This window comes from Streptomyces sp. NPDC087422 (assembly GCF_044744145.1).
Lineage (GTDB): Bacteria > Actinomycetota > Actinomycetes > Streptomycetales > Streptomycetaceae > Actinacidiphila.
Genome location: NZ_JBIUXT010000009.1, coordinates 252,244 through 271,464 on the forward strand (window position 1 = coordinate 252,244; position 19,221 = coordinate 271,464).

A 19,221-nucleotide genomic window follows, 5' to 3' on the forward strand; every position below is an offset into this window, starting at 1 on the left:
ACCTCGCGCCGCGGATGGTCGGGTCGGCCGGATTCGGGTAGTACGGACAAGTAGCACCGGTTGGTAACCGGCTACCCGGAGGTGACGCAACCGTGTCCGCACCCACCGCACGCAAGGTCTCGGAGCGCGAAGCACGTCAGGTGGCGGAGGCCGCCAGAGAACAGGACTGGCGCAAGCCCAGCTTCGCCAAGGAACTGTTCCTCGGCCGCTTCCGCCTCGACCTGATCCACCCCCACCCGCTGCCCGCGGCCGAGGCGGTGGAGAAGGGCGAGGCGTTCCTCGACCTGCTCAAGGGTTTCTGCGAGACGAAGGTCGACGGCGCCAGGATCGAGCGTGAGGCGCGGATTCCCGACGAGACGATCGCGGGCCTGAAGGAAATCGGCGCCTTCGGGATGAAGATCGACACCGCGTACGGCGGCCTCGGCCTCACCCAGGTGTACTACAACAAGGCGCTGGCCCTCGCCGGTTCCGCGAGCCCCGCGATCGGCGCGCTGCTGTCGGCCCATCAGTCGATCGGCGTACCGCAGCCGCTGAAGATGTTCGGCACGCGGGAGCAGAAGGAGAAGTTCCTGCCGCGCTGCGCCCGTACCGACATCAGCGCCTTCCTGCTCACCGAGCCCGACGTCGGCTCCGACCCGGCGCGGCTGGCCACCAGCGCGGTCCGCGACGGCGACGACTACGTACTCGACGGCGTGAAGCTGTGGACCACCAACGGCGTCATCGCCGACCTGCTCGTCGTCATGGCCCGGGTGCCGAAGCCGGACGGCGGCGCGGACACCTACGAGGACCACAGGGGCGGCATCACCGCCTTCGTCGTGGAAGCCGACTCCCCGGGCATCACCGTGGAGAACCGCAACGCCTTCATGGGCCTGCGCGGTCTGGAGAACGGCGTCACCCGCTTCCACCAGGTCCGCGTCCCGGCAGCGAACCGGATCGGCGCCGAGGGCGCGGGCCTGAAGATCGCGCTGACCACCCTGAACACCGGCCGCCTGTCGCTGCCCGCCATGTGCGCGGGCGCGGGCAAGTGGTGCCTGAAGATCGCCCGCGAGTGGTCGGCCGCCCGTGAGCAGTGGGGCAAGCCGATCGCCGAGCACGAGGCCGTCGGCGCGAAGATCGCGTACATCGCCGCCACCACCTTCGCGCTCGAAGCCGTACTGGACCTGTCGTCCCAGATGGCGGACGAGGACCGCAACGACATCCGGATCGAGGCCGCGCTGGCCAAGCTCTTCGGCTCGGAGGCCGCCTGGCTGATGGCCGACGAACTGGTGCAGATCCGCGGCGGGCGCGGCTTCGAGACCGCCGACTCGCTGGCCGCCCGCGGCGAGCGCGCCGTCCCGGCCGAGCAGATGCTCCGTGACCTGCGGATCAACCGGATCTTCGAGGGCTCCACCGAGATCATGCACCTGCTGATCGCCCGCGAGGCCGTCGACGCCCACCTGTCCGTGGCGGGCGACCTGATCGACCCCGACACCACCCTGGGCGACAAGGCCAAGGCGGGCGCCAAGGCGGGCGGCTTCTACGCCCGCTGGCTGCCCAAACTGGTCGCGGGCCCGGGCCAGCTCCCGCACGCGTACGCCGAATTCGGGCCGCTCGCCGGACACCTGCGGTACGTGGAGCGCAGCGCGCGCAAGCTGGCCCGCTGCACCTTCTACGCGATGTCGCGCTGGCAGGGCCGGATGGAGACCAAGCAGAACTTCCTCGCCCGGATCGTCGACATCGGCGCGGAACTCTTCGCGATGAGCGCCGCCTGCGTCCGCGCCCAGCACCTTGCCGCGACCGGCGACCACGGCCGGGAGGCCCGCCGTCTGGCCGACGCCTTCTGCCACCAGTCGCGCATCCGCACCGAGGAGCTGTTCGCCCGGCTGTGGACCAACACCGACAGCACCGACCGCCGCCTCACCCGCTCCGTGCTCAACGGCGACCTCACCTGGCTGGAAGCCGGAATCGTCGACGCCAGCCGCGAGGGCCCGTGGATCGCGGAGGCCGAGCCCGGCCCGTCGCGGGCGGACAACGTCCGCCGACCGGTGCACTGACAGCCGCCACGGCAGGACAGAATGGCCCCATGACGGACGCTCTCGCAGACCCGCACTACCGCCCGTACACGACCGGAGAGGCGGCGGCCGGCGGCCGACGGGACATCGTGATCCTCGGCTCGACCGGCTCTGTCGGCACCCAGGCCATCGACGTGGTGCTCCGCAACCCGGACCGCTTCCGCGTCGTGGCCATCTCCGCCGCGGGCAGCCGCGCGGAACTGCTCGCCGAACAGGCGCACCAGCTTCAGGTGCATACGGTCGCGGTCGCGGACGAGGCCGCCGTGGAGCCGCTGCGACAGGCCCTGACCAGGCACTTCGGCCCCGGCAACGGGCCGGAGCTGCTGGTCGGCCCGGAAGCCGCCACCCAGGCCGCGACCCTGGAGTGCCACGCGGTGCTCAACGGCATCACCGGCTCGATCGGCCTGCGGCCCACGCTGGCGGCGCTGGAGGCCGACCGGGTGCTGATCCTCGCCAACAAGGAGTCGCTGATCGTCGGCGGTCCCCTGGTGAAGGCCGTCGCGAAGCCCGGCCAGATCGTGCCCGTCGACTCCGAGCACTCCGCGCTCTTCCAGGCGATGCTCGGCGGCAGCCGCGCCGAGGTCCGCAAGCTCGTCGTCACCGCCTCCGGCGGCCCCTTCCGCGGCCGTACCCGCGAGGAGCTGGCCGACGTCAAGCCCGCCGACGCCCTCGCGCACCCCACCTGGGACATGGGCCCGGTGATCACCATCAACTCCGCGACCCTGGTCAACAAGGGCCTTGAGGTCATCGAGGCGCACCTGCTCTACGACATCCCGTTCGAGCGGATCGAGGTCGTCGTCCACCCCCAGTCCTACATTCACTCGATGGTGGAATTCGTGGACGGATCGACGCTCGCCCAGGCCAGCCCGCCCGACATGCGGATGCCGATCGCGCTGGGTCTCGGCTGGCCGGACCGGGTCCCGGACGCCGCGCCCGCCTTCGACTGGTCGAAAGCCTCGACATGGGAATTCTTCCCGCTCGACGACGACGCGTTCCCGTCCGTCGCATTGGCGCGACATGTGGGTAGCCTCGGAGGCACCGCGCCCGCGGTGTTCAACGCGGCCAACGAGGAGTGCGTCGACGCCTTCCTCGCCGGCCGGCTGCCGTTCACCGGGATCGTGGACACCGTCGCGAAGGTCGTCGAGGAACACGGCGTGCCCGGGACGGGAACTCGACTGACCGTCGAGGACGTCCTCGAAGCGGAGGCGTGGGCCCGTGCCCGTGCCAGGGAACTCGCGAACGTGAACGGGAACAACGGGAGTGCGGACGTGAACGGGAACGTGAACACGAGCGCGTCGACATCGGAGGCAGCAGGCGTATGACCGCTCTCATGACGGTCCTCGGCATAGTGGTCTTCGCCGTGGGCCTGATGGTCTCCATCGCCTGGCACGAGCTGGGCCACCTCTCCACGGCCAAGCTCTTCAAGATCCGCGTGCCGCAGTACATGGTCGGCTTCGGCCCGACGATCTGGTCCCGGCACAAGGGCGAGACCGAGTACGGCTTCAAGGCCGTGCCGCTCGGCGGCTACATCCGCATGATCGGGATGTTCCCGCCGGGGGCGGACGGCAAGGTCTCCGCCCGGTCGACCTCGCCGTGGCGCAGCATGATCGAGGACGCCCGCTCGGCGGCGTACGAGGAGCTCCAGCCCGGCGACGAGACGCGGATGTTCTACACGCGCAAGCCGTGGAAGCGCGTCATCGTGATGTTCGCCGGACCGTTCATGAACCTGATCCTGGCCGTCGCGCTGTTCCTCGGCGTGTTCATGGGCTTCGGCATCAGCATGCGCACCACCGTGGTCAGCCAGGTCAGCGACTGTGTGATCTCGCAGGCGGACACCGCCAAGCGCGACGTGAACAACCCGTGCCTGCCCTCCGACCCGGTCGCGCCCGCCAAGACCGCGGGCTTCAAGGCCGGCGACAAGATCGTGGAGTTCAACGGCCACCCGGTCGGCGACTGGAACGCCCTGTCCAAGGACATCCGCGACGGCATCGGCCCGGCCAGCGTCATCGTGGTCCGCGACGGACAGCGGCTCACCCTGCACCCCACGATCACCACCAACACCGTCGCCAAGACCGACAGCGACGGCAACTACGTGGACGGCACGGTCAAGGCGGGCTTCCTCGGCTTCAGCCCGGCCAGCCACATCCAGCCGCTGGGCTTCACCGATTCCGTGAACCACATGGGCGATATGGCCAAACAGGGCGTGAATTCTCTGATCAGCCTGCCCAAGCGGATTCCCGACCTGTGGAACGCGGCCTTCAACGGCGCGCAGCGCAAGCCGGACTCCCCGATGGGCGTCGTCGGCGCCGCCCGCGTCGGCGGCGAGGTCTTCGCGCTCCAGGAGCCCGCCATCAACCGCGTCATGACCATGGTCATGCTCGTCGGCGGCTTCAACCTCTCGCTGTTCCTGTTCAACATGCTCCCGCTGCTGCCGCTGGACGGCGGCCACATCGCGGGCGCGCTGTGGGAGTCCGTCCGGCGCAAGGCCGCCAAGGTCTTCCGCAAGCCGGACCCCGGCCCCTTCGACGTCGCCAAGCTCATGCCGATCGCCTATGTCGTGGCCGGAATCTTTGTGTCCTTCACCTTGCTTGTCCTGATCGCCGACGTGGTCAACCCCGTCAAACTGAGTTCGTAATGGGATGAGGGGCGTGTGGGTCGTGGGCGGGGTGCCGTAACCTCGGTTATCGGAGCCCGCCCACGCGGGACCTCGATCCACACCTTGGGGATGCCACGCAATGACCGCGATTTCGCTCGGGATGCCAGATGTTCCGATCAAGCTCGCCGAACGCCGCAAGAGCCGTCAGATCCAGGTCGGGTCGGTCCCGGTGGGCGGGGACGCGCCTGTTTCCGTCCAGTCGATGACGACGACCCGTACTTCTGACATCGGTGCCACTCTTCAGCAGATCGCGGAGCTGACGGCTTCGGGTTGTCAGATCGTGCGGGTGGCGTGTCCGACGCAGGATGACGCCGACGCGTTGGCGACGATCGCGAAGAAGTCGCAGATTCCGGTGATCGCGGACATTCATTTTCAGCCGAAGTACGTGTTCGCGGCGATCGATGCCGGGTGTGCGGCGGTTCGGGTGAATCCGGGGAACATCAAGCAGTTCGACGACAAGGTGAAGGAGATCGCGCGGGCGGCTTCGGACGCGGGGACGCCGATCCGGATCGGTGTGAACGCGGGGTCGCTGGACGCGCGGCTGCTGAAGAAGTACGGGAAGGCGACGCCTGAGGCGCTGGTGGAGTCCGCGCTGTGGGAGGCGTCGCTGTTCGAGGAGCACGGTTTCCGGGACATCAAGATCTCGGTGAAGCACAACGACCCGGTGGTGATGGTCAACGCGTACCGGCTGCTGGCCGCGCAGTCGGACTATCCGCTGCATCTGGGTGTGACGGAGGCGGGTCCGGCGTTCCAGGGGACGATCAAGTCCGCTGTGGCGTTCGGCGCGCTGCTGTCGGAGGGTATCGGGGACACGATCCGGGTGTCGTTGTCGGCTCCTCCGGCGGAGGAGGTCAAGGTCGGTATCCAGATTCTGGAGTCGTTGAATCTGCGGCAGCGGCGGCTGGAGATCGTGTCGTGTCCGTCGTGCGGGCGTGCGCAGGTGGATGTGTACAAGCTGGCGGATCAGGTGTCGGCGGGTCTTGACGGTATGGAGGTCCCGCTGCGGGTCGCGGTGATGGGCTGTGTCGTCAACGGTCCCGGTGAGGCCCGTGAGGCCGACCTGGGTGTCGCGTCGGGCAACGGCAAGGGTCAGATCTTCGTCAAGGGTGAGGTCATCAAGACCGTGCCGGAGTCGAAGATCGTCGAGACGCTGATCGAAGAGGCGATGAAACTCGCCGAGCAGATGGAGGCCGACGGCACCATGTCAGGCGAACCGCAGGTGAGCGTCTCCTGACTGCCGAGCAGCCCGCGCGACCGGCCGCCGGGCCACGCCCGAGCCCCGCGCCCGCCGCCCACCGGTGGCCGGACGCGGGGCGCGGCACGGCCCCGCGCGGTAAAGTGCGCAGATCATCCCAAGCCTGCTGCTCAAGCCAAGCCTGCTGCGGCCCGTACGGTGAGGCACCCACGTGTTGACCACATCGACTGCCAAGGTCCTCGAACCGGGCGACCTCGACGCCGCCCTCGCCGTACTCAACCGCGACCCGGTGGCCAACGCCTTCGTCACCTCCCGGGTCAATGTCGCCGGGCTCGACCCCTGGCGGCTCGGCGGCGAGATGTGGGGCTGGTACAGCGGCGGCAGACTCACCTCGCTCTGTTACGCGGGCGCCAACCTCGTACCGCTGTGCGCCACTCCCGAGGCCATCCGCGCCTTCGCCGAGCGCGCCCGCCGGGCCGGCCGCCGCTGCTCCTCGATCGTCGGCCCCGCGGAACCCACCGCCGACCTGTGGGCGCTCCTCGAACCCCACTGGGGCCCGGCCCGCGAGGTCCGCTCCCACCAGCCGCTAATGACCACCCGCGCGCTGCCCGCCGACATCACGCCCGACCCGCTGGTCCGCCGCGTCCGGCGCGACGAGATGGACGTGATCATGCCCGCGTGCGTGGCCATGTTCACCGAGGAGGTCGGCGTCTCCCCGCTCGCGGGCGACGGCGGCCTGCTCTACCAGGCCCGCGTCGCCGAACTGGTCTCCACCGGACGGGCCTTCGCCCGCATCGAGGACGGCCGAGTCGTCTTCAAGGCCGAGATCGGCGCCGTCACCCGGCACACCTGCCAGATCCAGGGCGTCTGGGTCGCCCCCGAACACCGCGGCAAGGGCCTGTCGGAGACCGGCATGGCCGCCGTCCTGCACTACGCCCTGCGCGATGTCGCCCCGGTCGCCAGCCTCTACGTCAACGACTTCAACGCCCCCGCGCGGGCCGCCTACCAGCGGGTCGGATTCTCCGAAGTCGGCGCGTTCATGAGTGTGTTGTTCTGACCGCGCTCGAAGGCCGCGGGCGCTGGGGGTAGTGTCCCGGCCCATGGAGAACGTGGTGGTCGGACCTGTCGACCTCGGCGCGCGGGTCGACGAAGCCCTCGCCGTACAGGCGCTCGCCTTCGGGCTCGGCCCCGGCGAGGTCGCCATCCGGCGGCAGATCGTGCTCCGGCACCTCAACTACCCCGGTGCGCGGGCCCTCGGCGCGCAGACCGACGACGGACGGCTGGTCGGCTTCGTCTACGGGCTGCCCAACGACCGCGGCCACTGGTGGTCGAGCGTCGTCCAGCCGTACCTGCGGCAGCGCGGCACCGACGGCTGGCTCGACGACTCCTTCGTCATCACCGAACTGCACGTGCTGCCCGACTTCCAGGGCCACCGGGTCGGCCGCCGCCTGATCACCGAGATCACCGACACCGCCACCGAGCCGCGCAGCATCCTCTCCGCGATCGACGGCGACAGCCCCGCCCGCCGCCTCTACCACGCCCTCGGGTACCAGGACCTGGCCCGCCCGGTGCACTTCCCGAGCGCCGCCCGCCCCTACGCCGTGATGGGCGCGCCGCTGCCGCTGCTGCGGTAGAGCGCGGCGCGGGGCGGGCGCGCGTGGGGGAAAAGGGTTGTGCGGGCGCCCGGCGGCCCGGCTACCCTCGCCCCACCCCCGACCTTCACGGAGAACGCCATGGTCCTGCGCATGTCCCGGCTGATGCTCAAGACGCTGCGCGACGCCCCGGCCGACGCGGAGACCGCCAGCCACAAGCTGCTGGTCCGCGCCGGATACGTGCGCCGCTCGTCCGCCGGGATGTGGACCTGGCTGCCGCTCGGCAAACGCGTCCTGGACAACGTCGCCCGCGTCGTACGCGAGGAGATGGAGGCGATCGGCGGCCAGGAGGTGCTGCTGCCCGCGCTCCTGCCCCGCGAGCAGTACGCGGCCACCGGGCGCGCCGACGAGTACGGCGACCTGCTCTTCCGGCTCACCGACCGCAAGGGCGCCGACTACGTGCTCGGCCCCACCCACGAGGAGGTCTTCACGCAGATCGTGAAGGACCAGTGCACGTCCTACAAGGACCTGCCCCTGACCCTCTTCCAGATCCAGACCAAGTACCGCGACGAGGCCAGGCCCCGCTCGGGCGTGCTGCGGGGCCGCGAGTTCCAGATGAAGGACGCGTACTCCTTCGACACCGACGACGAAGGGCTCGCCGCGTCGTACCGGCTGCACCGGCAGGCGTACATCCGGATCTTCGAACGCCTCGGCTTCGACTTCCGCGTCGTCTCCGCCGTCTCCGGCGCCATGGGCGGCTCCGCCTCCGAGGAGTTCCTGGCGCCCGCCGCCGCGGGCGAGGACACCTTCGCGGACTGCCCCGCCTGCGACTACGCCGCCAATACGGAGGCGGTCACCTTCACGGCCGCGCCCGGTGACGCGGCTGCCGCTGAGCACGGCCCCGTCGAGGAGCTGGACACCCCCGACACCCCCACCATCGAATCGCTCGCCGCCCGCCTCGGCGTGCCCGCCTCCGCCACACTCAAGAACCTGCTGGTCACGGTGGACGGCGAGATCACCGCGGTCGGCGTCCCCGGCGACCGCGAGGTGGACCTCGGCAAGCTCGCGGAACACCTCGCGCCCGCAGCCGTCGCACTCGTCACCGCCGAGGACTTCGCCGCCCGGCCCGATCTGGTACGCGGCTACGTCGGCCCCCAGGGCCTGGGCGTCCGCTACCTCGCCGATCCCCGGATCGCCCCCGGCACCGCGTGGGTCACCGGCGCCAACAAGCCCGGCAGGCACGCCGCCAACGTCGTCTGCGGCCGGGACTTCACCGTCGACCGCTACCTCGACGTGGTCACCGTCCGCGCCGGTGACCCCTGCCCCCGGTGCGGCACCGGGCTCCGCCTCGACCGGGCCATCGAGATCGGCCACATCTTCCAGCTCGGCCGCAAATACTCCGACGTCTTCCAGCTCGACGTCCTCGGGCGCGACGGCAAGCCCGTGCGCGTCACCATGGGCTGCTACGGCATCGGCGTCTCGCGCGCCGTCGCCGCCCTCGCCGAACAGACCGCCGACGACGCGGGGCTGTGCTGGCCCGCCGAGGTCGCCCCCGCCGACGTCCACGTCATCGCCGCTGGCAAGGCCGAACAGACCGCTCTCGCGGAGGAGGCCGCCGCCGCGCTGCACGCCGCGGGACTGCGGGTCCTCCTCGACGACCGGCCCTCCCTCTCGCCCGGCGTCAAATTCACCGACGCCGAGCTCATCGGCGTCCCCACCCTCCTCATCGCCGGCCGCCGCGCCCGCGACGGTGTCGTCGAGCTCAAGGACCGCCGCACCGGCACCCGCCGAGAGCTCCCCCTCCCCGAAGCCCTCGCCCTCCTCACCACCCCCCACTGACGGCTCGCCGCCGTGGCTGATCGCGCGGTTGGGGCTCGACCCGGCCGTGTGGTCGGCGCGCCGCCGTCGTGGCTGGTCGCGCGGTTCCCCGCGCCCCTTCGGGGCTCGATCCCGCCGTGCGGTCGGCGCGCCATCGTCGTGGCTGGTCGCGCAGTTCCCCGCGCCCCTTCGGGGCTCGAACCCGTCGTGCGGTCGGCGCGCCATCGTCGTGGCTGGTCGCGCAGTTCCCCGCGCCCCTACGGGGCACGAGCCGTGCGGTCGGCGGTCGCGCGGGGCCCCGCGTCCCTGGGAAGGCGGCTCCTTGCGGGATCAGGCCCACCGCCCGACTCAGCCCGTCCGGCGATTGAGGACTTGCGGGGAGGGGCGGGGTGGGGGCTAGAGCCAGGAGGCGAATTCGAGGAGGAGCTCGGCGGCTTCGCGGTCGCCGACGGAGAGGTACCAGACGCCGGCCTCGACGGCACGGAAGAGGGCCCAGCCGCGAAGGCGCTCGGGCTCGACCTCAAGAGAGGCGGCGAGCTTGGCGAGCCGCCGCCGGGCCGCGGCCCGGGAACCGGGCTGGGCGGCCAGGGTCGGAAGCCGGTCACGGACCAGCCAGGCGAGATCGTAGGCCCGCTCACCGACCAGCGGCTTCGGGTCGATGGCCAGCCACGCCATCCGCTCCCCGGCCAGCACATTGCCGTGGTGATAATCCCCGTGCAGCAGCACCTCCTCGGCGCCCGAGGCGACCAGCTCCGCGTGCACCGACAGCGCCTCGTCGACGAGCCCGACCGCCTCGGCCGCCCAAGGCCGCTCCCGCCGCTCGCGCAGCAGCGCCACCAACGCACCGGTGTAGTCGGCGACCGACGTGAAGGGATGCCCCTCGGCAGGCGGCACCCAGAGCCGCTGAAGAACCCCGGCGGCCTCCAGCATCGCCTTGGGCTCGGCGAGCGACCGCAGCGACACATCCGCCTGAAGCCGCTCCAGCAGCATCGCCCCCTCGCCGGGATCGGCGTCGAGGAGGCGTACGGCGCCCCGCCCGTCCCAGTGTGCGAGCGCCGCGTGCTCGTGCTCGGTCTCCCGCGTGACCATGCCGACCTTCAGCACCGCCGGCACCCCGTCCGCGGTGCGGACCAGCACGATCATGCTGATCTGGCCCCCGGCCGCGAAGACCCGCTCGACGGTCAGCCCCCACCGCTCCAGGTACCGCGCCACCCGGTCGGGGAGTTCGGCCAGCCACACCCGGCCCGCCTCGCCCTCCCAGGCCCCGACGGTGCGGACCAGCCGCTCCGGCGGCTCCAGCCGTACGCCTTCCGGCCCCCCGTGGTGCGCTGCTGAAGCCATCCCTGTGCGTTCCCTCCGTGTCGTGTGCGGCGGGGAACGGTGATCAGCTCCGTTCCGCCAACCCCGGGAAGGCTACGCTGCCACCGCGCCACCGCACGGCACGCACCGCCGCCTCGCGCATGGCGCCCGCCGCGTCCCGCCTGATGTCCCCGATCGCGGACCGCACCACGTCGCCGTAGGCGCCCGCCACCCGCTCCTCCAGATACGCCGCCAGCCGCAGCGCCGCCGCCGCGTCCGCCACCGGGAACGGCAGCTGGTAACCCGCCGCCGCCGTCACCGGCACTCCGCCCAGATCGCGCACGGTACGGCCCAGCACGTCCCGCCGCGCGCGGTGCGCGTCGTACGCCTGCCGCGCCTCGGGCCGGCGGCTCCCGCCGACCAGGCCGCCCACGACGCCGTAGCCGTACACCGCCGCGTGCTCGGCGGCCAGCGCCGCCTGCGCCGCGTCCAGCACCGCGCTCATCGCACCGCCCCCTTCGTCCCGAGCAGCGCCACGTGCCCGGCGCCTGCCGCCGCCACCGACGCGAACAGCCGGGCCGTCTCGCCCGGCACATTGAGCAGCGCCGTCGCCCGGCTGTCGGCGAGCCGCCGCTCCTCGTCCGCCAGGGACTTCAGGGCCGCGGACGGCGAGGAGGCCGGGGCCGCGGACGGCGAGGAGGCGGGGGTCGCGGCGGACGTCGCGCCGGGGGACGGTGAGCCGGTCGGTACGGGCGCCGCCCGGCCGCCGAACGCGCCCATGTGCAGGGCCACTTCGGCCCGCAGCGGCGCCAGCCGACCGGCGAGCGCCGGATACGCGGCGGCCACCGCGTCGTACCGCGCCAGCAACGCCGCGCTGTCGCGGACCGCCTGGCGCAGCGCCAGTTCGCCCGGTTCGGGCAGCGTGGCCTTGTGTCCGGCCCCGTCCGCGCCCGCTGTTCCACCACCTCCGGAACACCCGGCACTGACGACAACGGCCGCCACCGCCACCACACTCCGCCTGCTGAGCCGAGGCACGTCCGGGATCATTGGGCGAGTGTAAGGGTGCGCGGGAGGGCGCTCGGCGCCGCCTCCCGGCGGCCCGCGATGGCGCGGCGACGTGTGGAAACTCGGGTAATCTCTCCTTTACACGCGACCTTCCACCACAACAGCACACGCGGCCGAGGAGTCACCCGGATGAGCACCACCCAGAGCGAGAGGCTGCGCGGGCTGCTTGAGCCGCTCGTCGTGAGGACGGGACTGGATCTGGAAGAGGTCACGGTGACGGCCGCGGGCAAGCGGCGGCAGTTGCTGGTCGTCGTGGACTCGGACGAGGGCGTGCAGCTCGACGCGGTCGCGGCGCTGAGCCGGGAGATCTCGCAGGCGCTGGACGCCTCGGACGCGATGGGCGACGCGGAGTACGTCCTGGAGGTCACCTCGCCGGGCACCGACCGGCCGCTGACCGAGCCCCGGCACTTCCGGCGCAACAGCGGCCGGCTGGTGAAGCTCCAGCTCAAGGAGCGCGGCGAGCTGATCGCGCGGATCATGACGGTGGACGACGCGGGTCTCGACCTGGAGGTCCCCGGCGTCAAGGGCCGCAAGCCCAAGCCCGCCCGCGCGGACTTCGCCGAGATCGAGAAGGCCCGCGTGGAGGTCGAGTTCAACCGCAAGAACGCGGCCGGTGACGACGTGCACGACGAAGACGAAGACGTACACGACGTACACGAAGACGACGAGAACGACGAGGAGGCGTAGCCGTGGACATCGACATGAAGGCCCTGCGGGGTCTGGTGCAGGAGAGGCAGATCTCGTTCGACCTGCTGGTCGAGGCGATCGAGTCGGCGCTCCTCATCGCGTACCACCGCGAGCCCGGCAGCCACCGCAAGGCCCGCGTGGAGCTGGACCGCACCAGCGGACACGTGACCGTATGGGCGAAGGAGGACCCGGAGGAGGTCGCCGAGGACGCCGAGCCGCGCGAGTTCGACGACACCCCGACCGGCTTCGGCCGGATCGCCGCGTCGACCGCCAAACAGGTGATCCTCCAGCGGCTGCGCGACGCCGAGGACGACATCACCTTCGGGGAGTACGCGGGCCGCGAGGGCGACATCGTCTCCGGCCTGGTCCAGCAGGGCAAGGACCCGAAGAACGTGCTGGTCGACATCGGCAAGCTGGAGGCGATCCTGCCGGTCCAGGAGCAGGTGCCCGGCGAGGACTACCGGCACGGCACCCGGCTGCGGGCGTACGTGGTCCGGGTCGCCAAGGGCGTACGCGGCCCGTCGGTGACCCTGTCGCGGACCCACCCCAACCTGGTGAAGAAGCTCTTCGCGATGGAGGTCCCGGAGATCGCGGACGGCTCGGTGCTGATCGAGGCCATCGCCCGCGAGGCCGGACACCGTACGAAGATCGCGGTCCGCTCGACCCGCTCGGGGCTGAACGCCAAGGGCGCCTGCATCGGCCCGATGGGCGCGCGGGTACGGGCCGTGATGGCCGAGCTGAACAGCGAGAAGATCGACATCGTCGACTGGTCGGACGACCCGGCCGAGATGGTGGCGAACGCGCTGTCCCCGGCCCGCGTCTCCAAGGTCGAGGTGGTCGACGCCGGTGCCAGGTCGGCGCGGGTGACCGTGCCCGACTACCAGCTCTCGCTCGCCATCGGCAAGGAGGGGCAGAACGCCCGCCTGGCCGCCCGGCTGACCGGCTGGCGGATCGACATCCGCCCGGACACCGAGCAGCCGCAGAGCTGAGGGCCGGGCCCGGAACACGGACCGAAAGCGGTCGGCGGCGGGCGATGCATGCCCTCCGCCGGCGGCGGGCAGGAAACGAACAACCGTGCGTCGGCACACTCGAAGGAGTGAGGTCGGTGCGGGGAGGTAGACTAAAGAGTGTCTGGTCGGACGCGAACCCCAGCATGCCCGGAGCGAAGTTGCATCGGCTGCCGGGAGCGTGCGGCCAAGAGCGAGCTGCTGCGTGTGGCGGTGGACGGTGACACCTGTGTTCCCGATCATCGCGGTACGCTGCCCGGTCGGGGTGCGTATCTGCACCCCGCCCTTGCCTGTCTGGACCTGGCGGTCCGCCGCCGGGCGTTCAACCGGGCCTTCAAAGGCCCGGTGACGCCCGACACCGCGGAGTTGCGCCGGTTCGTCGAGCAGGCAGCCCCGTAAGAAGTAGGAAGAACGGCACGGGTCACCGTGCGGTCAGGTACCTCGCGAGATGGAAGTAGGTCGAGATTGCGATGAGCACTCGATGAGTACGCGATGAGTACGCCCATGAAGTAGCGACGGTCCGGCGGACGATCACCCCGGACCTAAAAGGAGCGAAGTGGCTAAGGTCCGGGTATACGAACTCGCCAAGGAGATGGGAGTCGAGAGCAAGGTCGTCATGGCCAAGCTCCAAGAACTCGGCGAATTCGTCCGTTCGGCGTCCTCGACGATCGAGGCGCCGGTAGTCCGCAAGTTGACTGACGCTTTCCAGGGGCCCGGTGGCAACACCAAGTCCGCTGCGAAGCCCGCGGCGCCGCGCAAGAGCGCGCCCGCCGCCAAGCCGGCCGCGCCCACCCCGGGTGCGCCGGCCCGTCCCGCTGCCCCGGCGCCGAAGCCGGCTGCCGGCGGCCCCGTGACCCCGGCCGCGCCCGCGGCCCCGGTCGCCCCGAGCGCCGGCCCGGCCGCCGGTGCCGGTACCGCACCGACCCCCGCGGGCTCCGGCCCGCGCCCGGGTCCGAAGCCGGCCCCCGCCGCGCCCGCCCCGAAGCCCGCTCCGGCGGCTCCGGTGCCCGCGGCGGAGTTCCAGGCACCCCCGTCGGCGCCCGCGGCCCCGGCCGCGCCGCGCAGCGGTGGCGCCACCCCCGGCCCGCGCCCGGCGCGCCCGGCCCCCGCCCAGAGCGGCGGCACCGGCCAGCGCGACACCCGTGACGGCGGGGCCCGCCCCGCGCGTCCCGCCGGTCCCGGCCAGGGCGGTGCCCGCCCCGGCGGCGCCCGTCCCGCGGGCCCGCGTCCCGGCAACAACCCCTTCACGTCCGGCGGCTCCACCGGTATGCAGCGCCCCGGCGGCGCCCCGCGTCCCGGCGGCGACCGGCGTGACGACCGTCCCGCCCGCCCCGGCGGCCAGGGAGCCCCGGGCGGCATGCCGCGTCCCGGCGGCGCCCCGCGCCCCGGTGGTCAGGCCGGCGGTCCCGGCGGACAGCGTCCGTCCCCCGGCGGCATGCCCCGCCCGCAGTCCTCGGGCCCCCGCCCGAACCCCGGCATGATGCCGCAGCGGCCCGCGCCCTCCCCGGGCGGGCGTCCCGGCGGTGGTCCCGGCGGCCGTAGCGGTGGTCCCGGCGGCCGTCCCGGCGGCGGCGGTCCCGGCGCGCGTCCCGGTGGCGGCGGCGGTTTCGCCGGCCGTCCGGCGGGTCCCGGCGGCGGCGGTCGTCCCGGTGGCGGCGGTGGCGGCTTCGGCGGCCCGCGCCCCGGTGGCGGTGCTCCCGGCGGTGGCGGCGGCTTCGGTCCCCGTCCCGGCGGCTTCGGCGGGCGTCCCGGCGGTCCGGGCGGCCGTGGCGGCACGCAGGGCGCGTTCGGTCGCGGCCCCGGTGGCCGTCCGGCGCGCGGCCGTAAGAGCAAGCGTCAGCGGCGCCAGGAGTACGAGGCCATGCAGGCCCCGTCCGTGGGCGGCGTGCTGCTGCCCCGCGGCAACGGCCAGACCGTGCGCCTGTCGCGCGGTGCCTCGCTCACCGACTTCGCCGAGAAGATCAACGCCAACCCGGCGTCGCTCGTTCAGGTGATGCTCAACCTCGGTGAGATGGTCACGGCGACCCAGTCGGTCTCCGACTCCACGCTGGAGCTGCTCGCCGGCGAGATGAACTACGTGCTGGAGATCGTCAGCCCGGAGGAGGAGGACCGCGAGCTGCTCGAGTCGTTCTCCATCGAGTTCGGTGAGGACGAGGGCGGCGAGGAGATGCTCGTCTCCCGCCCGCCGGTCGTGACCGTCATGGGTCACGTCGACCACGGTAAGACCAGGCTTCTCGACGCGATCCGCAAGACCAACGTGGTCGCGGGCGAGGCCGGTGGCATCACCCAGCACATCGGTGCCTACCAGGTCGCCACCGAGGTCAACGGCGAAGAGCGCGCCATCACCTTCATCGACACCCCGGGCCACGAGGCGTTCACCGCCATGCGTGCCCGCGGCGCCAAGTCCACCGACATCGCGATCCTGGTGGTCGCGGCCAACGATGGTGTGATGCCGCAGACGATCGAGGCGCTGAACCACGCCAAGGCGGCCGACGTGCCGATCGTGGTCGCGGTCAACAAGATCGACGTCGAGGGTGCCGACCCGACCAAGGTGCGCGGACAGCTCACCGAGTTCGGTCTGGTGGCCGAGGAGTACGGCGGCGACACGATGTTCGTCGACATCTCCGCGAAGCAGGGTCTCAACATCGACTCCCTGCTGGAGGCCGTGGTCCTGACCGCGGACGCCTCGCTCGACCTGCGGGCCAACCCGGAGCAGGACGCGCAGGGCATCGCGATCGAGGCGCACCTCGACCGCGGCCGCGGCGCCGTGGCGACCGTCCTGGTCCAGCGCGGCACGCTGCGGGTCGGCGACACCATGGTGGTCGGCGACGCGTACGGCCGAGTCCGCGCGATGCTCGACGACAAGGGCGAGAACGTGGAGGAGGCGACCCCGTCGACCCCCGTCCTCGTGCTCGGTCTCACCAACGTGCCCGGCGCGGGCGACAACTTCCTCGTCGTGGACGAGGACCGTACCGCCCGCCAGATCGCCGAGAAGCGGGCCGCGCGCGAGCGCAACGTCCGCTTCGCCCGCAAGGGTGTCCGGTTCTCCCTGGAGAACCTGGACGAGGCGCTCAAGGCCGGTCTGGTCCAGGAGCTCAACCTCATCATCAAGGGCGACGCGTCCGGTTCGGTGGAGGCTCTCGAGTCCTCGCTGCTCCAGCTCGACGTCGGCGACGAGGTCGACATCCGGGTCCTGCACCGCGGTGTGGGTGCGGTCACCGAGTCGGACATCGACCTGGCGACCGGCTCCGACGCCATCGTCATCGGCTTCAACGTCCGTGCGGCCGGCCGTGCCGCGCAGATGGCGGAGCGCGAGGGTGTCGACGTCCGCTACTACTCGGTGATCTACCAGGCCATCGAGGAGATCGAGGCGGCCCTCAAGGGCATGCTCAAGCCGGAGTACGAGGAGGTCGAGCTGGGCACCGCGGAGATCCGCGAGGTCTTCCGCTCCTCCAAGCTCGGCAACATCGCCGGTGTGCTGGTCCGCTCCGGCGAGGTCAAGCGCAACACCAAGGCCCGTCTGCTCCGCGACGGCAAGGTCATCGCGGAGAACCTCAACATCGACGGCCTGCGCCGCTTCAAGGACGACGTCACCGAGATTCGTGAGGGTTACGAGGGCGGTATCAACCTCGGCAACTACAACGACATCAAGATCGACGACGTCATCGCGACGTACGAGATGCGCGAGAAGCCGCGCGGCTGACGCGGCTGCCCGGCCGTGCGGTACGCCGTACGGCCGGGCGACGGTCCGGGGCCGGGGCCGGTCGGCGGGAGAAATCCCGTCGATCGGCCCCGGCCGTCGGCTGTAACGTCGTACCCATGTACGCAGGCACGCTGTGCTTCGACCTGCTCCTGGGTGACGTACGGTCCCTGAAGGAGAAGCGGTCCCTCGTCCGTCCGATCGTCGCCGAGCTGCACCGCAAATTCGCGGTGAGCGTGGCGGAGACCGGCGACCAGGACCTCTATCGCAGGGCCGAAATAGGAATCGCGGTGGTGTCGGGAGACCTCGGACACCTCAAGGACGTACTCGACCGGTGCGAACGCTGGATGATCGCCCGTCCCGAAGTGGAACTGCTGTCCGCACGGCAGCGTATCCACGGCGACGACGAGTGAGCAGAACGCCCAAGGACACAGAGAGAAGAAGACGATGACCGACACCGCGCGGGCGCGAAAGCTGGCCGACCGCATCCGGGTCGTGGTCGCGGAGACCCTGCAACGGCGGATCAAGGATCCGCGGCTGGGGTACGTGACGATCACCGACACCCGGGTCACCGGCGACCTGCGGGAGGCGACCGTCTTCTACACGGTCTACGGAGACGACGAGGAGCGGGCGGCCTCCGCCGCGGCCCTGGAGAGCGCCAAGGGTGTGCTGCGCTCCGAGGTCGGACGGCAGACCGGGGTGCGGTTCACCCCGAGCCTGGCCTTCGTCGCCGACGCCCTGCCCGACAACGCCAAGACCATCGACGACCTGCTCGCCAAGGCCCGCGCGGCCGACGAGGAGGTCCGCAAGTCCGCCACCGACGCGCAGTACGCGGGCGAGGCGGACCCGTACCGCAAGCCGTCCGACGACGAACTGGACGACGACGACCTCGACGTCCCGGCCGCCGCCGACCCGGACACCCGGCCCGACTCCGAGGGCGGTCCGGCAAGCGCATGACACATACCGGCTCTGAGCGACCGGAGGCGAGCCGGGCGCGGAAGGGGGCCCCGTCCGGGCTTGTCGTCGTCGACAAGCCCGGCGGGCTCACCTCGCACGGGGTGGTGTCGCGGATGCGGCGGCTGGCGGGGACCCGGCGGGTCGGGCACGCGGGCACGCTGGACCCGATGGCGACCGGGGTGCTGATCCTCGGCGTCGAGAAGGCCACCCGGCTGCTCGGCCACCTCGCGCTCACCGAGAAGGAGTACGTCGCCACGATCCGGCTCGGCCGGACGACGGTGACGGACGACGCCGAGGGCGAGATCACCGCCGTCGCCGACGCCACCGGGGTCACCAGGGAGAGCGTGGACGCCGGGATCGCCGCGCTGACCGGCCCGATCCAGCAGGTCCCCTCCAAGGTCAGCGCGATCAAGGTGAACGGCGTGCGGTCGTACACCCGGGTCAGGGAGGGCGAGGAGTTCGAGCTGGCCGCCCGGCCGGTGACGGTCCACTCCTTCACCGTCCAGGACATGCGGCGGGTCGACGAGCCCGAGGACGCCGTCGGCGCCGTCGACCTCGACGTGACCGTCGTCTGCTCCTCCGGCACCTACATCCGGGCCCTCGCCCGCGACCTGGGCGCCGGGCTCGGCGTCGGCGGCCACCTGACCGCGCTGCGCCGCACCCGCGTCGGCCCGTACGGGCTGGACACCGCGCGCACGCTGGAGCAGTTGGAGGAGTCCTGCACGGTCATGCCGATCGAGCAGGCGGCCGACGCGGCCTTCCCGCGCTGGGACGTGGACGCCGACCAGGCCCGGCTGCTGGCCAACGGCGTCCGCATCAAGGCCCCGGCGCTGCCCGACGGGCCGACCGCCGTCTTCGGCCCCGACGGCCGCTTCCTGGCCCTGGTGGAGGAGAAGGACGGCCAGGTGAAGATCGTGGCGGTCTTCCCGGAATAGCCGTCCGTCCCCCCTGCGCCCGTGCCCGGCCCGGTGTGACCGGGCCGGGCTCTGGACACCGTGGAGCGCGGCCGTCTGTCCCCTGAGCGGCCCCGCTCCACGATCCCCCTCGGTCCCCCCTCACGTCTCCCTATCCATCCGGAACCCGGAAATCACCCCAATGGGCGGGCGCTCGGAGTGAAGCGAGGGAGCACAGGGGGGCGCTTTTCCTCCGCGATCTAGGCGGGAGATCATCGGGCACCTACCGTCGAAGCGGGAC

17 protein-coding genes are annotated in these 19,221 nt (G+C 71.8%); 14 read left to right on the top strand and 3 right to left on the bottom strand.

The features are described from left to right. Positions 1–92 precede the first annotated feature (92 nt). The 7 genes from ACIO6U_RS27155 (at position 93) to ACIO6U_RS27185 (ending at position 9,333) form a co-directional block, all read left to right on the top strand. Complete coding sequence (locus ACIO6U_RS27155) at positions 93–2,033, top strand: acyl-CoA dehydrogenase family protein (protein WP_401723043.1); 1,941 nt, start codon at positions 93–95, stop codon at positions 2,031–2,033. A gap of 29 nt (positions 2,034–2,062) precedes the next feature. After that, the gene (gene dxr, locus ACIO6U_RS27160; RefSeq protein WP_355346589.1) at positions 2,063–3,373 is read left to right on the top strand and encodes a 1-deoxy-D-xylulose-5-phosphate reductoisomerase; all 1,311 of its coding nucleotides are present in this window, start codon (positions 2,063–2,065) and stop codon (positions 3,371–3,373) included. Further along, complete coding sequence (locus ACIO6U_RS27165) at positions 3,370–4,686, top strand: site-2 protease family protein (RefSeq protein ID WP_355346592.1); 1,317 nt, start codon at positions 3,370–3,372, stop codon at positions 4,684–4,686. Before dxr ends, ACIO6U_RS27165 begins: the two co-directional genes overlap by 4 nt. A 100-nt stretch (positions 4,687–4,786) precedes the next feature. After that, positions 4,787–5,941 carry a flavodoxin-dependent (E)-4-hydroxy-3-methylbut-2-enyl-diphosphate synthase gene (gene ispG, locus ACIO6U_RS27170; RefSeq protein ID WP_391050316.1) on the top strand — a complete coding sequence of 385 codons (1,155 nt, stop codon included), beginning with the start codon at positions 4,787–4,789 and terminating at the stop codon, positions 5,939–5,941. Positions 5,942–6,113: 172 nt separating this feature from the next. Then, entirely contained in the window at positions 6,114–6,959 is an 846-nt protein-coding gene (locus tag ACIO6U_RS27175) for a GNAT family N-acetyltransferase (RefSeq protein ID WP_401306076.1), read from the top strand. A gap of 43 nt (positions 6,960–7,002) precedes the next feature. Further along, positions 7,003–7,536, top strand: coding sequence for a GNAT family N-acetyltransferase (locus ACIO6U_RS27180; protein ID WP_355350329.1), 534 nt, complete (start codon positions 7,003–7,005; stop codon positions 7,534–7,536). A 99-nt stretch (positions 7,537–7,635) separates the two neighbouring features. After that, positions 7,636–9,333: a proline--tRNA ligase gene (locus ACIO6U_RS27185; protein WP_401723049.1), complete on the top strand. Its 1,698-nt coding sequence runs from the start codon at positions 7,636–7,638 to the stop codon at positions 9,331–9,333. A 375-nt stretch (positions 9,334–9,708) separates the two neighbouring features. Here ACIO6U_RS27185 and ACIO6U_RS27190 read toward each other — a convergent pair whose 3' ends face one another. The 3 genes from ACIO6U_RS27190 to ACIO6U_RS27200 are packed head-to-tail and all read right to left on the bottom strand — an operon-like array spanning position 9,709 to position 11,658. Beyond that, a complete protein-coding gene (locus ACIO6U_RS27190) occupies positions 9,709–10,653 on the bottom strand; it encodes an aminoglycoside phosphotransferase family protein (RefSeq protein ID WP_391161419.1) in 945 nt (314 codons plus the stop codon). Between the two features lie 43 nt (positions 10,654–10,696). Then, positions 10,697–11,116 carry a ferritin-like domain-containing protein gene (locus ACIO6U_RS27195; protein ID WP_355350320.1) on the bottom strand — a complete coding sequence of 140 codons (420 nt, stop codon included), beginning with the start codon at positions 11,114–11,116 and terminating at the stop codon, positions 10,697–10,699. Beyond that, positions 11,113–11,658: a hypothetical protein gene (locus ACIO6U_RS27200; protein ID WP_401723053.1), complete on the bottom strand. Its 546-nt coding sequence runs from the start codon at positions 11,656–11,658 to the stop codon at positions 11,113–11,115. The genes ACIO6U_RS27195 and ACIO6U_RS27200 overlap by 4 nt, the downstream gene beginning before the upstream one ends. Before the next feature lie 147 nt (positions 11,659–11,805). On the opposite strand from ACIO6U_RS27200, the gene rimP reads away from it, so the two are divergent. The 7 genes from rimP to truB all read left to right on the top strand — a co-directional run bounded on the left by rimP (position 11,806) and on the right by truB (position 18,962). Continuing rightward, complete coding sequence (rimP, locus tag ACIO6U_RS27205; protein WP_401723056.1) at positions 11,806–12,363, top strand: ribosome maturation factor RimP; 558 nt, start codon at positions 11,806–11,808, stop codon at positions 12,361–12,363. A gap of 2 nt (positions 12,364–12,365) precedes the next feature. Beyond that, positions 12,366–13,352, top strand: a complete 987-nt coding sequence (gene nusA / locus ACIO6U_RS27210) for a transcription termination factor NusA (protein WP_188279440.1) — start codon at positions 12,366–12,368, stop codon at positions 13,350–13,352. Positions 13,353–13,490: 138 nt separating this feature from the next. Then, entirely contained in the window at positions 13,491–13,769 is a 279-nt protein-coding gene (locus ACIO6U_RS27215) for a YlxR family protein (RefSeq protein ID WP_355350310.1), read from the top strand. A 157-nt stretch (positions 13,770–13,926) separates the two neighbouring features. Further along, a complete protein-coding gene (gene infB / locus ACIO6U_RS27220) occupies positions 13,927–17,073 on the top strand; it encodes a translation initiation factor IF-2 (protein ID WP_366823806.1) in 3,147 nt (1,048 codons plus the stop codon). Positions 17,074–17,189: 116 nt separating this feature from the next. Further along, on the top strand, positions 17,190–17,483 hold the full coding sequence (locus tag ACIO6U_RS27225) for a DUF503 domain-containing protein (RefSeq protein ID WP_355349778.1): 294 nt from the start codon (positions 17,190–17,192) through the stop codon (positions 17,481–17,483). A 34-nt stretch (positions 17,484–17,517) separates the two neighbouring features. Then, a complete protein-coding gene (gene rbfA / locus ACIO6U_RS27230; protein WP_391050311.1) occupies positions 17,518–18,027 on the top strand; it encodes a 30S ribosome-binding factor RbfA in 510 nt (169 codons plus the stop codon). Further along, a complete protein-coding gene (truB, locus tag ACIO6U_RS27235) occupies positions 18,024–18,962 on the top strand; it encodes a tRNA pseudouridine(55) synthase TruB (protein WP_355349784.1) in 939 nt (312 codons plus the stop codon). The genes rbfA and truB overlap by 4 nt, the downstream gene beginning before the upstream one ends. The last annotated feature ends 259 nt before the right edge of the window (positions 18,963–19,221 follow it).